General features: G+C 41.2%; 18 protein-coding genes. 4 read left to right on the top strand and 14 right to left on the bottom strand.

Annotation, left to right across the window (positions count from 1 at the left end):
• Window positions 1-92: 92 nt before the first annotated feature.
• The gene (nth, locus tag JOC28_RS09075; protein ID WP_205010376.1) at window positions 93-725 is read right to left on the bottom strand and encodes an endonuclease III; all 633 of its coding nucleotides are present in this window, start codon (window positions 723-725) and stop codon (window positions 93-95) included.
• A 91-nt stretch (window positions 726-816) separates the two neighbouring features.
• Here nth and JOC28_RS09070 point away from each other — a divergent pair, with 91 nt between their 5' ends.
• On the top strand, window positions 817-1,482 hold the full coding sequence (locus tag JOC28_RS09070) for a DNA alkylation repair protein (RefSeq protein ID WP_205010375.1): 666 nt from the start codon (window positions 817-819) through the stop codon (window positions 1,480-1,482).
• Window positions 1,483-1,505: 23 nt separating this feature from the next.
• Entirely contained in the window at window positions 1,506-2,396 is an 891-nt protein-coding gene (locus JOC28_RS09065; protein ID WP_205010374.1) for a LysR family transcriptional regulator, read from the top strand.
• A 24-nt stretch (window positions 2,397-2,420) separates the two neighbouring features.
• Here JOC28_RS09065 and JOC28_RS09060 read toward each other — a convergent pair whose 3' ends face one another.
• The gene (locus tag JOC28_RS09060; RefSeq protein WP_205010373.1) at window positions 2,421-3,425 is read right to left on the bottom strand and encodes a carboxylesterase family protein; all 1,005 of its coding nucleotides are present in this window, start codon (window positions 3,423-3,425) and stop codon (window positions 2,421-2,423) included.
• Between the two features lie 212 nt (window positions 3,426-3,637).
• On the opposite strand from JOC28_RS09060, the gene JOC28_RS09055 reads away from it, so the two are divergent.
• Window positions 3,638-3,820 (top strand): hypothetical protein, encoded by a 183-nt coding sequence (locus JOC28_RS09055; RefSeq protein WP_205010372.1) that lies wholly within the window; start codon window positions 3,638-3,640, stop codon window positions 3,818-3,820.
• Between the two features lie 46 nt (window positions 3,821-3,866).
• On the opposite strand, the gene JOC28_RS09050 is transcribed toward JOC28_RS09055, so the two are convergent.
• From JOC28_RS09050 to serC, 5 genes are all read right to left on the bottom strand, one after another.
• Window positions 3,867-4,226 carry an arsenate reductase family protein gene (locus JOC28_RS09050; protein WP_205010371.1) on the bottom strand — a complete coding sequence of 120 codons (360 nt, stop codon included), beginning with the start codon at window positions 4,224-4,226 and terminating at the stop codon, window positions 3,867-3,869.
• Between the two features lie 24 nt (window positions 4,227-4,250).
• Window positions 4,251-4,733: a methylated-DNA--[protein]-cysteine S-methyltransferase gene (locus JOC28_RS09045; RefSeq protein WP_205010370.1), complete on the bottom strand. Its 483-nt coding sequence runs from the start codon at window positions 4,731-4,733 to the stop codon at window positions 4,251-4,253.
• A gap of 77 nt (window positions 4,734-4,810) precedes the next feature.
• The gene (locus tag JOC28_RS09040; RefSeq protein ID WP_205010369.1) at window positions 4,811-5,989 is read right to left on the bottom strand and encodes a 3-phosphoglycerate dehydrogenase family protein; all 1,179 of its coding nucleotides are present in this window, start codon (window positions 5,987-5,989) and stop codon (window positions 4,811-4,813) included.
• Window positions 5,990-6,052: 63 nt separating this feature from the next.
• On the bottom strand, window positions 6,053-6,601 hold the full coding sequence (locus JOC28_RS09035; protein ID WP_205010368.1) for a GNAT family N-acetyltransferase: 549 nt from the start codon (window positions 6,599-6,601) through the stop codon (window positions 6,053-6,055).
• 51 nt (window positions 6,602-6,652) lie between these two features.
• Window positions 6,653-7,744, bottom strand: coding sequence for a 3-phosphoserine/phosphohydroxythreonine transaminase (serC, locus tag JOC28_RS09030; RefSeq protein ID WP_205010367.1), 1,092 nt, complete (start codon window positions 7,742-7,744; stop codon window positions 6,653-6,655).
• A gap of 216 nt (window positions 7,745-7,960) precedes the next feature.
• Here serC and JOC28_RS09025 point away from each other — a divergent pair, with 216 nt between their 5' ends.
• A complete protein-coding gene (locus tag JOC28_RS09025) occupies window positions 7,961-8,590 on the top strand; it encodes a copper homeostasis protein CutC (RefSeq protein ID WP_205010366.1) in 630 nt (209 codons plus the stop codon).
• A gap of 95 nt (window positions 8,591-8,685) precedes the next feature.
• On the opposite strand, the gene JOC28_RS09020 is transcribed toward JOC28_RS09025, so the two are convergent.
• From JOC28_RS09020 to tmk, 7 genes are all read right to left on the bottom strand, one after another.
• Window positions 8,686-9,027: a P-II family nitrogen regulator gene (locus tag JOC28_RS09020; protein ID WP_205010365.1), complete on the bottom strand. Its 342-nt coding sequence runs from the start codon at window positions 9,025-9,027 to the stop codon at window positions 8,686-8,688.
• 45 nt (window positions 9,028-9,072) lie between these two features.
• A complete protein-coding gene (locus JOC28_RS09015; protein ID WP_205010364.1) occupies window positions 9,073-10,308 on the bottom strand; it encodes an ammonium transporter in 1,236 nt (411 codons plus the stop codon).
• A 534-nt stretch (window positions 10,309-10,842) separates the two neighbouring features.
• Window positions 10,843-11,712, bottom strand: coding sequence for a 16S rRNA (cytidine(1402)-2'-O)-methyltransferase (gene rsmI, locus JOC28_RS09010; protein WP_205010363.1), 870 nt, complete (start codon window positions 11,710-11,712; stop codon window positions 10,843-10,845).
• A 4-nt stretch (window positions 11,713-11,716) separates the two neighbouring features.
• Entirely contained in the window at window positions 11,717-12,037 is a 321-nt protein-coding gene (gene yabA / locus JOC28_RS09005; RefSeq protein WP_205010362.1) for a DNA replication initiation control protein YabA, read from the bottom strand.
• Window positions 12,030-12,827, bottom strand: coding sequence for a PSP1 domain-containing protein (locus tag JOC28_RS09000; RefSeq protein ID WP_205010361.1), 798 nt, complete (start codon window positions 12,825-12,827; stop codon window positions 12,030-12,032). The genes yabA and JOC28_RS09000 overlap by 8 nt, the downstream gene beginning before the upstream one ends.
• Window positions 12,824-13,699 carry a DNA polymerase III subunit delta' gene (locus JOC28_RS08995; RefSeq protein ID WP_205010360.1) on the bottom strand — a complete coding sequence of 292 codons (876 nt, stop codon included), beginning with the start codon at window positions 13,697-13,699 and terminating at the stop codon, window positions 12,824-12,826. Before JOC28_RS08995 ends, JOC28_RS09000 begins: the two co-directional genes overlap by 4 nt.
• A 1-nt stretch (window position 13,700) precedes the next feature.
• Window positions 13,701-14,366: a dTMP kinase gene (gene tmk / locus JOC28_RS08990; protein WP_205010359.1), complete on the bottom strand. Its 666-nt coding sequence runs from the start codon at window positions 14,364-14,366 to the stop codon at window positions 13,701-13,703.
• Between the last annotated feature and the right edge of the window lie 145 nt (window positions 14,367-14,511).

Here is a 14,511-nt window from a genome sequence, read left to right as displayed (position 1 = left end):
CAAAAACCACCCAGTGATTCTTTCGTCTTGATTGTTTTCGAGACAGAAATCACTGGGTGGTTTTATGTTGAAGCTCGTTTTTGCCCAGCCTCTTACTTCACATTTGAAAAGTCGTAGAGTTGTGGATATTTGTGGCATTCTGGATTTCTGGGGTGGCAGATAGCACGTCCAAACAAGATCATAGACTGGTGGGCTGGTAGCCAGAGTTTTTTAGGAAGAATGGAGCAGACATAATCTTCAACCTGACGTGGCGTTGCATCTTGTGGCACAATATCGTGGTGCTTGCAGATTCGCTCCACATGGGTGTCCACCGCAAAGGCAGGAATTCCAAAGCCGACGGACATGACGACATTGGCTGTCTTACGTCCGACACCTGCCAGACTTTCTAGCTCTTTTCTAGTCTTAGGGACTTCTCCACCAAAGTCTGTAACGATTTGTTGGGCACATTTTTTCATATATTTAGCCTTATTTTTGTAGAGACCTAGACGCGAAATAAAGCCTGCTAGGACATCTTCTTCTGCCTCTGCCATAGCTTCTGGACTTGGAAAGGCTTCAAAAAGAGCTGGTGTCACCTTATTAACAGCTGCATCAGTCGTCTGAGCCGATAAAAGCACAGCTATGACCAATTCAAAATTGTTTCTAAAATCTAAACTAGGCTTGGCATCTGGGAAGAGGGCGATAATTTCCTCAATCACATGTCTGGCCTTTTTCTTTGCTAAAACCATGGCAACCTCACTTTCACCTCCTATTATAGCATGCCAATCGCTTGCCTGCCATCAACTAATCCTCTATAATAAAGGCTCAAAGGAGAAGAACATGACTACAAACCAAGACTTTAAAGAGCTTCTTTTGGCTTTTGAAAATCAAGCTGACGCTGACAGAAGCAAACAAATGGCTGCCTACATGAGAGATCAGTTTGACTTTTTTGGCCTGCCTACGCCGCAACGTCGTGCTATTTACAAGGACCTTATTGCAAGAGATAAGAAGAAGAAAAAAGAAATCAACTGGGAATTGCTGGATTTGGCTTGGCAGGCTCCTCAGCGCGAACTACAATATTTTGTCTGTGATTACTTAAAAGGGCTGCAAAAATACATTAGCTATGATGATATTCCAAAACTCTTGACCTACGCTTCAAGCAAGGAATGGTGGGATACCATCGATCATTTCGATCGTATTTTCGGACGCATTGATGATCACCGTATCGATGATGTCATGAGAGACTTTTCTCAATCAGATGATTTTTGGATCAGACGTATCGCCATAGACCACCAATTAGGTAGAAAAGACCAGACCAAGACGGACCTTCTCTCTGAAATCATCCTCAACAACCTTGGTAGCAAGGAATTCTTTATCAATAAGGCTATCGGCTGGTCCCTACGTGACTACTCTAAGACCAATCCTGATTGGGTGCGCAGCTTTGTCCAAAAACACCAAAAAGAGCTTGCTCCTCTATCAATCCGTGAAGCTAGTAAGTACATCTAGAACAAATATGCTACAATAAAGTTATGAACATCAATCTCTTACAAGAATTTCTAGTCTTAGCAGATGTCGAAAATTATCAGGAAGCAGCTGAACAGCTCTATATATCCCAATCTAGTCTATCAAAACATATCAAACAATTGGAAAAAGAAATCGGTTTGCAACTTTTCATTCGTAGCAAACCTAAAATTAAACTCAGTCAAGATGGCATCTTTTTTAAGCCATTTGCTCAAAACGTCGTAGATAGTCAGAATGAAATGTTTACTGCAATCTCTAATCGTTTGCAAACAAACATCAAAGAGATCACTATTGGTACAAATGTACTCAACTTATCCTTTTATGGATTGCTAACTAGAATTAGACAATTAGAAGATAAGTATCCAAACCTTCAAGTTAATCTTATTGAAAAGAATCTAGACTCATTGGAATCAGATTTTCGAAATGGAAAAATTGATTTTCTTTTTGTCTATGAGGAGAACCCTCTTTCTTTGCCAGAAAATATCAGACGAGATTCCCTCTTGGAAGACCAACTTTGTTTAGCAGTCTCTAAAAAGCATCCTTTATCAGAAAAGAAATTAGTTACCTGGAAAGACTTAGATGGACAAAAAGGGGTTACCTTCGAAAAAAACACACCATTCTACCACAAAATCTCCAGAGCTATCAAAGAACACGGTGTTTCTCTTAACTTGACTAGTCTGCAAAGTGATTCCAATATTCTCTCTTTTGTTAGTCAGAATCAACGTATCAGTTTCTTCCTATGGAAACCTGCTTCTCAATTTTTAGATTCAAATCAGTTAGCTTTTATCCCATTTGACGAACCTGAGATTTTTCACTTCTCCCTCTATTCAACAAAGGAAGTTCAAAAAAATACTCTTCTGTCAGAGTGTTATCACTTATTAAAAAAACCAATACAGTAACCAGTGAACTGTATTGGTTTTTGTTTATTCCTGACCAGAGCCATCTAATGTTTGAGAAAGAAGCCACTTCTGAACGCCACTAATTAAATAGGCTTTGTACCAAGTATAGATATGTTCATTGGTTGCTGATTTCATTGCATAACTTGGCATAACTGTACCTGCAGCATAAGTAACAAGATTAATATTTTTTTCTTGACTATAGAGCTCCTCGGTTGCCTGATCATACTCTGTACTAGTCCAGCGACCATCCCAAATATCTGTCGCATAGCTAATCCCCTTCTCATTCATATAGTTCTTCATAGTCTCCATAACTGGCCAAGCCTTTGCATCACCTTCACTGACAATCCAGGTCATCTTAGTATTACTATCTGCCAATTGTTCCATTGATTTTTCATCCCACTGACCAGTCACAAAGTAAGATGCTGCAAAATAATTAGGATATTTAACATTCAAAGCCATAGAAGTCATTGACCCCATCGATTGACCCGTTGTATAGATACGATTACTATCCAAACTATAATCCTTTTTTAGAGATTCAATCAAAGGAACGATAAGTTCCCCTTGACCAGTCAACTCAAAATCATCATTAGCAATCACTTCGTTAAATTGAGGTGCTAAGACAAAAGCTTGCGAATAATCCTGAACCTCATCAGAAGCCCATACATCTGCTCCCACCCCTTGCTCCAAAGTATAAGTAGCATTGTCACTGACACTGGCTGAATCATGTAAGAAAAGAACGAGTGGATAAGACTTGCTACTATCATAGTTCTCAGGAATATAGAGATTATAAGTCAATGTTTGCCCACTTTCATCTGTAAATGTCAATGTCTCAAATTTTGAACTATTTTCCTTGATGACTGTATTAATCTCTGAAGATTTAAACATCATACTCCAAAATCCTGAATACATCAAACCACCAATTGCAAGTCCAGTAGTTGCAGCAATTCCCGATAAAGCAATAGTCCATTTTTTCTTAGTCGACCATTTGCATTTTTTCTGTTTAGCCGAATTATCTTTCATTTTTTTCATATACTTTATTTCTCTCATTTCTATAGAATAGATTTATTATAAAATAGTTGAGCCTAGGAGACAATTCTAGTTTCGTTTCCTTATAATTCCATTTTGGAATAATCTCATTTAAAGGAAGAGTTTATATTATATCCGTGAAGCAAGCAAGTACATCTAGTCTCTGAAAAATGAGCTAGAGAGGACTATAATAGAGCTGAAAGGAGGGAAGTTCTATGAAACATAAAGTTTCTTTTATCTATCTGCTCGCTGCATTGGCTAGTATTCTTATTTATCATTTTGATAATCCTGTCACTCAGATAGTCAGAAACCTAAGCAGCCTTGCCATCCTCCTCTTTCTATTCTATCATCTAGCTATCTTCCTCTATCTGAGATATCTCACTCGGAAAAGAAGTTAATGATAGCATGAAAAATCCCAGTTGATGATTCAACTGGGATTTCATTTTAGTTCAATTCTTCTAGATCTGCATAGGCTGTGCGGTAGCCAATCTGCAGAATTTTTCCATCCTTGATAAGGATTGGACGCTTGATCAGCATGCCATCTTTAGATAGTAATTCTAGGGCTTCATCAACTGATAAGCTATCAAATTTATCTTTTAAACCGAGCTCTCGGTAGCTATTTCCTGATGTGTTAAAGAGTTGCTTGAGCTTGATGTCAGACTGCTCTAGCAGATCTCTTAGAATCTGGACTTGAGGAGGATTACTTTTGATATCGACTGACTCAAAATCTAATCCTAGATCTGTTAATTCTTTAATCGCCTTTCGGCAAGTCGTACATTTGGGGTATTGATAAAAAGTTAGCATTTTAATTCCTTTCTGAGTCTTCTTTTACATCTTCTTTTCATGTTCTAGAAGCCAACTTTTACGCTCCAGACCAGCAGAATAACCTGTTAGTTCACCTGTTGAGGACAAGACACGGTGGCAGGGTACAAAAATCAAGAGGGGATTTTTGCCAATCGCTGCGCCAACAGCTTGAGCTGACTTGCACTGACAAATTTTAGCAAGCTGACCGTAACTAGTCGTCTCTCCAGCTGGGATGGTCAAGAGCTGATTCCATATACGCTTTTGAAAATCCGTTCCTTGACCTGATAGAGAAAGAAGTGCTAGGTCGGGATTTTTTCCAGCAAAATAAGCTTCCAACCAAAGGATAGATTGACTGAGGACAGCATTCTCCTCTGCTCTGCTATTGAGCCCAGAAAACTTGTCTTCAAAATAAGTTTGTCCTTCAAAATAGGCAGCTAGAAGCGACTCATCGTCAGCCAGTAATGTCATATTCCCAAGAGGTGATGGGTAGGTCGTGTGATAAAACATAGGTCTATTATAACCAAAAAGAGCAGGGAAAAACAATTCCACTGCTCATTTGTGTTGAAAATATTATCCTTGCTTGATTAGTTTCCTTGAATCACACGGACACGGACAATATTGTCATTTTCTTCAAATTTTGCAACCAAGTCGTCAACCTTAGTCTTATCGTTTTCATCAAGGTCAAGAAGTGTGTAAGCATAATCACCTTTTGAACGGTTGATGATGTTATCGATATTGATGTTAAGGTCTGAAACGGCTGTTGAGATACGTGCCACAATATTTGGAACGTTCTTGTTAATCAAGGTAATGCGGTATGGTGCTGATAGAGGCTGTTTAACATTTGGGAAGTTAACAGAGTTAACAATCTCACCAGTCTCCATAAAGCGACGAATGGTCTGACCAGCCATGATAGCACAGTTAAGCTCTGCTTCTTCTGTTGAACCACCCACGTGTGGGAAGACTGTAATACCTTCTTGATTGAGCAATTCTTCTGTCCCAAAGTCAGTGATGTAACGTTTAACCACGCCTGTTTCAAGTGCATCGAAAAGCGCAGCATTGTCTACCAACTCAGCACGGGCAAAGTTGATGATGGTTGTTCCTTTTTGCATAAGACCAAAGGCTTCTGCACCAAAAGTACCTTTAGTATCTGGTGTCAATGGCACGTGAACAGTAATGAAGTCGCTGTTAGCAAAGATTTCTTTCAAATCGTTGACACGTTTAACATGACTTGAGATATTCCATGCTGCTTCGATAGAAACGTATGGGTCATAACCCAAAACATTCATCCCAAGACGACGAGCATCATTGGCAATACGGGCACCGATGGCACCAAGTCCGATAACTCCAAGTGTTTTACCAGCAATCTCAGTTCCTGCAAATTGTTTTTTACCAGCTTCAACCTGTTTTGGTACATCATCACCAGTCAAGGTGTTAGTCCAAGTGTTAGCAGCAATGTAATCACGCGCTGATAAGAGAAGAGAAGCGATAACTGCTTCTTTAACAGCGTTAGCATTTGCTCCTGGTGTATTGAAGACAACAATTCCTTCTTCTGACGCTTTATCAACAGGGATGTTATTTGTTCCAGCACCTGCACGAGCAATTGCTTTCAGATTACTTGGGAAAACATCATCGTGAAGATTTTGACTACGAATGATGTAGGCATCTGGATTTTCTGCCAAATCACCATCGATTTGGAAACCATTTCCCAATTCTTTAAGACCAATTTGATTGATGTTGTTATATGTTTTTACGCTAAATACCATAGTGTCTCCTTGATGACAAAGAGAGGCTAGGAGTCAACCTAGCCTCCTTATTCGATTTTAAATTTAAATGGCGTGATAGTCAGCTTCGTTGACCTCTTGATAGAGGGCTGACTCTGCCTTGGTTTTGATTTTTTGATAAGCTAGGCGCTCACCGTCGATAGGAACTTTCCCACAGTAGACAAAGCCTAATTTTTCAACAATATGTTGCATGGCTTTATTCTGCTCATGGGTATCAATACGGAAATCTGGTCCAGCCTGACCTTCGATAAGCCCTTGCAAGAAAGTCTGAGCAATCCCTTGTCCCTTAAAGGCAGATGAGACCGCAACTCGGTGGAAGGTAATATAGCGGTGATTGTTGTGCTGCCACTTGCCATCATAAATCTGAGCATAGGCAGGATCTTGTCCATCAATCACTGCAGCATAACCAGCTACAATCCCTTCGACAAGAGCGACATAGCCGACACCAGTTAGAATGTCCTCAAAAATCGTCTCTCTAGTTGGATAAACAATCTGCCATTGGCTACCACCATATGCAGCAATCTGCTGTCTTGCATCCTCAATAATAGCGACAATGGTGTCAACTTCATTCGGAAAGGCTTGTCTAATTTCCATATTCTTTAGTAGCAGTTTCTGATAAATTAACCAGAAACCTTCCTCTCTAAATTATTTATTTTCAGCTTCAAATTTTTTCATGAAGTCAATCAAATCTAGGACACCTTGACGTGGGAAGGCATTGTATAGACTTGCACGCATACCACCTACAGAACGGTGACCCTTGATGTTTTTAAAACCAAGAGCGTCAGCTTCTTTAACAAATTGAGCATCCAATTCCTTAGATGGTGTAACAAACGGGATGTTTGCCACTGAGCGGTCTTTAGCATTTTTCACAGGACTTGTGTAGAAGTCTGATGCCTCAATATAGTCATAAAGAAGACCAGATTTCTCACGGTTGATTTCTTCCATCTTATCAACACCACCAAGGGCTTTAACGTGTTCAAAAACAAGTTTAGCCATGTAGATACCAAATGTTGGTGGTGTATTGTAAAGTGAACCAGCTTCTGCCTGGATACGGTAGTCCAACATGCTAGAAAGGACAGGCTCATCGTTAAGAAGGTCCTCGCGAACGATAACGATAGTTACACCAGCAGGTCCGATGTTCTTTTGAGCACCCGCATAGATAAGACCAAAGTCTTCAACATTGTAGCGAACTGCCAAGATATTTGAAGACATATCAGCTACGATTGGGACACCATTTGTATCAGGAAGATCATAGACAGATGTTCCTTCAATAGTGTTATTAGTAGTCAAGTGAACATAGGCTGCATCTGGGTCAATAGCTGACGCATCAAAGTCAGGAATATGGTCATAAACTGTTTCTTCTGATGAAGCCAAAAGGATTGGTTCAAAATCAATTGTTTTTGAGAGTTTAACAGCTTCTGTGTAAGCTTTTTTCCCCCATGAACCAGCTACGACATAGTAAGCTTTCTTACCTTGTGCAAGGTTCAATGGAAGCATTGAGAATTGAAGAGAGCCCCCACCTTGTAGGAAGATAACCTTGTAGTTATCAGGAATAGCCATCAAGTCACGAAGTAGGCTCTCAGCATCTTTGATAATATCATCGAATTCTTTGGAGCGGTGGGACAATTCCATTACACTCATGCCGGAGTTGGCATAGTCCAAAAATTCAGCTTGCGCTTTTTTAAGCACTTCTTGTGGCAATACTGCAGGACCTGCAGAGAAATTGTAAATTGTCATTGATTTACCTCCAAATAAAATTACCCCAAGTATAGCAAATTGTCAGAATTTTGTAAAGATTTTTGTGTGTTTTACTTCACAAGATTCGGATTTTCAAGATAAATGGATCAAAAAGACGCTAGTTTTCTCAGTTTTTAGTAAGCTCTGCTATTTTCAAAAGAAAGAGAGAGACTTTCATGCTATAATATAAAGAACTGAAATAAAAAAGGAGTAACTATGATAAAAGAATTTTGCGCTGAAAATCTTACGCAACTCTTCCAATTGGATAGCCAATCTATCAAACGTGTCGAGCTCTGTGATAATCTTGCCAAAGGTGGAACCACTCCTAGCTACGGAACTATCAAGGAAGCCAATCGCTACCTCCACGAAAAGGGGATCAGTACCACTGTTATGATTCGTCCAAGGGGAGGAAGTTTCGTCTACAACGACATAGAACTGCGTGTTATGGAGGAGGACATTCTCCGAGCAGCCGAGCTTGAAAGCGACGCTCTCGTTCTCGGTCTTTTGACAGAAGAAAATGAGCTAGATCTTGATGCTATTGAGCAGCTATTACCTGCAACTCAGGATCTTCCCCTCGTTTTCCACCGTGCCTTTGATCAGATTGCTCAGGAAGAGCAAAAAGCTGCGCTGGATCAATTAATCGAACTTGGCTTCAGCCGTATCTTACTGCATGGTTCAGCTGATGATAGAGAGATTCTCGACAATATGGACTGGCTCAAAGAACTCAATGACTACGCTGCTGGTCGCATTGAACTGGTCCTAGCTGGTGGTGTCACCGAAGACAAAATAGCCAAACTCCAAGAAAAAACCGGTATTCAATCCTTCCACGGTAGCCAACTTAAGTAATCAAAAATCCCTGCAGGTCTATAACTTGCAGGGGTTTTTGGTTACTTGATTGAGAAAGGAGATTAGAACGCATCCTAACTTTTTATTCATTATATCTAGATGGCGTCACCACCACGCTCACCTGTACGGATACGGATGACTTCTTCAATAGGAATGATGAAAATCTTTCCGTCTCCAACTTCTCCTGTTCGGACTGCCTGACTTATTAGGTCAACAACCTCATCAACTGAGGCATCGTGGACAACAATTTCCACCTTAACCTTGGCTAGGAGGGCTGGTGTCACGCGCTGCCCACGTACAAATTCCGCAAAACCTTTTTGATTTCCATAACCCAGAACCTGAGAAATGGTCAATCCCTTGACTAGACCCGTTGATGTCAGGGCATCCTTGAGGTCCTCTAATTTATCTGCTCGAATAATGGCTTCAACTTTTTTCATATATTTTCCTCTATTTTTTAAAATCGCTCTGCTATTTCCAAAAGACTACTGATCCAAGCCCATAAAGGTTGGGTAGGCAGTTTCAGCATGTTGACTATCATCAAGCCCCAGAGCTTCCTCACGGTCGCTAACACGCAGTGGCATCCAAATTCCAATAACTTTAGCAATGAGAAATGTTGCTAGCGCTGACCAAATAATGGTCACTACAATTGCTGCTAGGGTTACTAGAAAGAGATGAGCATGCCCATAAATCAAACCAATGTTCTCACTATCAAGAGCCAGCTCTGGAGTGGTAAAGACTGCTGTCACAATCCCACCGAAAATCCCACCAATGCCATGACAACCAAAGGCATCCAGGGCATCATCAATCCCAAACTTAGACTTAATTAGATAGATTGAAGCGTAGCAGACTGGACTTACCAAAAGGCCAATTACGAGAGAGCTCCAAAGTGATACAAAACCAGCGCCCGGTGTGATAGCGACCAAGCCGGCCACTAGACCAGTCGAGGCACCGACCAAGGTCGGTTTACCTGATAAGAAGTACTCGATAGCTACCCAGGAAAGCATAGCTGCCGCAGCTGAAACATGTGTGGTTAATAAAGCATGGACTGCCAAACCGTTAGCTGCAAGTGCAGAACCAGCATTAAAACCAAACCAACCGAACCAAAGAATCCCAGCTCCTAAAAGAACAAAAGGAACATTGTGAGGACGGTGTTCTAGTCTCTCAAAATCACGGCGCTTTCCCAAAATCAAGGCTAGGACCAAGCCAGAGACACCAGAAGTAATATGAACTACATCGCCACCAGCAAAGTCAATGGTACCCCATTGTGCCAAAAGCCCCTCGTCCCAAACCATATGAGCAAAAGGATAATAAACCAAGAACAACCAAGCAATTATAAAGATAATGAGTGGTTTAAACTGCATGCGCCCTGCTACTGAACCCGTTAAAATTCCGATAGCTATGATTGAAAACATCATCTGAAAGGCCGCAAAGAGTAAATCTGGAATCTCAAGCCCCCTACTTGAACTAGTCTCACTGATTCCATTCAAAAAAAGATGAGAAAGATTACCAAGGATACTACCGTCTCCACCAAAAGATAGGGAGTAACCAAAACTAATCCATAAAAGCGATGCCAAAGCAAGCGGAGCAACCGTCATCATCATGGTATTGATAACATTTTTTCGACGACCCAAACCACCATAGAAAAAGGCTAGACCTGGCGTCATAAAAAAGACCATGGCCGTACAAATTAACATAAATGCTAGGGAACCCGTATCCATAAGCACCTCCTTGAAACTCTCAATTTTCTAGACCAAGATAGAAAATACTACCTTTGAGAGATTAAAATTCCACCATTTCGGTCAATTCTTAATCTCTCATCGTTTTATGTCATATAATATAACATAGTTCTTTTTAGAGGTAAATAGATTTTGTCTAGAATTTTCAAAAATTCTGAACTCATAACATATCATGTAAGAAAAAAAGAAGCTAAAAGCTTCTTTCAGAATGTAAACAAACCTAACTTTCAACGGAATTGGATACAAAAGCTCTTCTTGTTTAAAATAGTTTTTCCGATTTTTGCGAGCGTTAGCGAGCACCCAAAAGATACTTTCACTCTCAAACATTCCAGTGGACTGTTTCAGATCTGAGCCTTGAAACTAGAAAGCGAAGAGGCTCAAGAGGAATTCCACTGATTCCTGAAATCATCCACTGGATAATTTCACCTAACGTCCGACATCACTTAAGGAAAGTATCTAAAAAAGACTTTGTCTTCAACCAGAAAGAAGCTAAAAGCTTCTTTGATTATTTTCAACTCACTCAATTCTATGAAAGGCATTATAGACCTCTTGGCGGTTGAGCCCTTGTTCTTTGGCTACTTGCTTGATGGCTTGATTTGGTTTCTTGCCAGATTGGATGAGTTGGTTGATTTGCTCTAGGATGTCAACTTCTTGATTAGCTTGATCCGTCTGGACTGTACCATCTTGACCTGCTACGATGAGCAGACACTCGCCTTTGAGAGGATGTTCTGAGATATAATCCAAGACTTCAGTGATTCTTCCTCTCTGATACTCTTCGTAGAGTTTAGTTAATTCTCGAACCACTGTTACTTGGCGGTCTCCATAGACTGCAAGCATATTGGCCAAGGTGTCTGCGACACGGTAGGGTGATTCATAGAAAATCTGCGTCTCTGGATAGGCTAGTTTAGACTGGAAAAAGTCTTTTTGCTGCCCTGCTTTTCTTGGTAAAAAACCATAGAAAATATGAGGTTGTGGCGCTAATCCGCTAGCGATAAGTGCTGTAATCCCAGCTGATGCACCTGGCAGAGCGACGACAGGAATGTCTTCAGCAATGGCTGCCTTAACCAAATCGTGACCAGGATCAGAGATCGATGGCATGCCCGCATCTGAAACCTGAGCTAGACTCTTGCCAGACTTAAGCAGATCAATCAAATCAGGAATCTTCTCATAGGCATTATGCTCATGAAAGCTGATTTGCTTAGTTTCAATCTGAAAATGTTTGAGCAGAAGCCCTGTATTTCTGGTATCTTCAGCGCAGATGAAATCAACAGTCTTGAGAGTCTCGATAGAGCGGAAGGTCATGTCTTCCAAATTACCAATTGGTGTCGGTACGAGATAGAGACTACCAGTCACATGCTGGCCTTTAAAACTACTTTGAACTTGCATAGACCTACTCTCTATCTAGCACTTCCATGCAGAACATGCACTCTTCATCATTTTCACGGCGTTGGCCATAGTAGTCATTACAGATGTGAAAGCCGTCTTGATAGATACTCTCAATGTATTTTGTACTATGCTTAGTTGGTTTGACTTCTTCTCTTTCTTCCAGCTGCGTCATACGTTTTCTGAGCTTGTCATTTTCCAAACGCAGGGCTGTATTTTCCTCCAAGAGAGACTGGACCTGCTTTTTCATGGCCTCAATATCCGCTAAATGCTTGATAAGATTTTGTGAAAAGCCATCAAAGGCATCAAATAATTCTTTTTTATCCATATTCAATCTCCTCTAGCGCATAGGTCAACTGGCGGTGACCTTGATTTAAGCTGACGCGAATGGTCTCTGCAAAGACATCAAATCCAATAACCTGACCTTCACCCTCTTGAGTACGAACCTGACTACCGTAGTCTGGGAAGCGTTCCTTAGCCTCACGGTAGAAGTCATCCTCAAAGCTGAGACAGCACATGAGACGACCGCAGAGCCCATTATACTTACCACTATTGAGGGATAGGTGTTGGTTTTTTAGCATTTTAATAGATACTGGAGGGAAATCCCCTAGGAAGGTTGAGCAGCATAGAGGACGTCCACAAGGACCAAGACCCCCATAGACCTTAGCTTCTTCTCGTGAACTGATTTGGCGTAATTCAATCCTTGTCTTGAACAGTCCAGCCAAATCCTTCAAGAGCTGCCTAAAATCCACTCGCTTATCGGCCGTAAAACTGATAAGAACATGTTGGCGGTCCAAAGGAAATTGGATTGAAACAACCTTCATTTCCAGACCATTTTGGTTAATGAGCTGACGCACCTTGGCGTAGCTATCTTTAGCCAGTTGCTCATTTGCTGAAAAAGCTTGTACATCTTTGTTGCTTGCTTTTCTCAGAATAGCATTCATCTCTGCTGGGAGCTTGCTAGCTTCTAGATTTCTTCTTTCTAGGACCACTTTGGCTAGGCGGTTCCCTTTTTTCTGTGCGATAACAACCAAGTCATCTTTTTGGTAGTTACCTGTGGCCTCTACATAGACCAAATCCTTGTCATCGGCGTAGCGAACACCAATTACTTCTGTCATTTTATCACCATATATTCTAAAGCATTTTGAAAACTCACATTGGCTTGCCACATCAGTCTAGCTTCATGCAGCTGACTGAGATAGCTGAGCCCTCTTTTGTCTGTCATCTTCTGAGACAGATAATAGGTCAAAAGCTGAAAGGTCACATCCTGCAGTGGCTTATCATTAGCTTGGAAGGCTAACTTTGACACCTCCAAATAAGCCAAATCAGGCTTACTTAGTAGATTTTGCACGAATCGCTGGCAAAGCTGAGCTAGGTCCAAGATTTTCTTATTCTCAGCCAGTTGGTCAGCCTCTTCTAGTGAATTTGCTAAAAAGGCTAGCACACGCGCATCTGTCAAAAGTAGACCTTTCTGATGGAGGTAGTCTTCAAGATAGGCACTATCTTTCTGAAAGGTAACCAATTGACAACGGCTACGTACCGTCGGCAAGACTTTTTCAGCATTATCAGTCAAAAGGAGGATGTAAAGCTGACTTTGAGGCTCTTCAATAAACTTGAGCAGGGCATTGGTTGCATTGGTATGCATCTTGTCCGCATCACGAATAATGAAAAACTGAGATTTTCCCTCAAAGCTGGACTTACTAAATTCAGCCGTCATCTGACGAATCTGCTCCGTCTTGATAAGACCATTAGTCGGCTCAACAATCTTCAAATCTGAAAAAGAGCGCTCCGCAATCAGACGACAAGAGCGACAGTCTTGGCAGGGATGCCCTGTCTGATCTCTTTCACAAAAGACTGCCTGTGCCAACCAGAGAGCAAGCTCAAAAGAGCCAAACTGACCGGAAAAAAGATAGGCATGGCTGAGCTTACCCGACTGGATAATGTGACTAAAGCGTTCTTGCAACTCTCCTTGTAGGATATGTTCTGTCATCTTAAGACTCTTTTTCTTCTAGGACTGCCTTGATAAGGTTAAAAGCATCCTCTACTACCGCCTCTAAGTCTTGAGAGGCATCGACAATCTTGATACGGTCAGGATTTTCCTCAGCTAGTTCAAGATAACCTTGGCGGACACGCTGATGCATATCAATTTTTTCCAAATCAAGACGATTGACTTCACGGTCCTTATTGGCTTCGATACGGCGCAGCCCTTCTTCTGACTCAATATCCAAAAGAAGCGTAAGATCAGGTTCTAAACCGTCTGTCGCATAGCTGTTCAACCATTTAATATGATCAATAGAAAGACCACGTCCAGCACCTTGATAAGCGACAGAAGAGTCGATAAAGCGATCCACCAAGACCATTTTACCAGCCTGCAGATTAGGCAGAACACGCTCCACCAAGTGCTGACGACGAGCCGCAATATAGAGCAAAAGTTCCGTCTTGCTGTCCATAGCTGTGTGGTTGACATCGAGAATGACTTCACGAATCTTCTCTGCAATAGCAACGCCACCAGGCTCTCTAGTCGTTACTAGACCAGCTGGATAAAGCTCCTCCAAGCGTGGCAAAAGACGCTCTAGAACAGTTGTTTTCCCAGCACCATCTGGTCCTTCAATTGAAATAAAAATACCTTGTTTTTGTTGAGTCTCATTTTTGTTCATACTTTTCTATTTTACCAAAAAAAGCGAAAAAAAGGGAGGGCCCGCTATGAGAAGTTTGTGTCAAGTAATCCTCGGAAACAATTTTCAAAGTCCTAAATCCACTTTTTGAGTTGACCAATCGGAGAGCTCGTTGCAGCAGCTAAAG

Source organism: Streptococcus loxodontisalivarius (assembly GCF_016908645.1).
GTDB classification, from domain to species: domain Bacteria; phylum Bacillota; class Bacilli; order Lactobacillales; family Streptococcaceae; genus Streptococcus; species Streptococcus loxodontisalivarius.
Note: the sequence above shows the minus strand (reverse complement) of the source record. Positions and strands in the feature narration are given on the sequence as shown.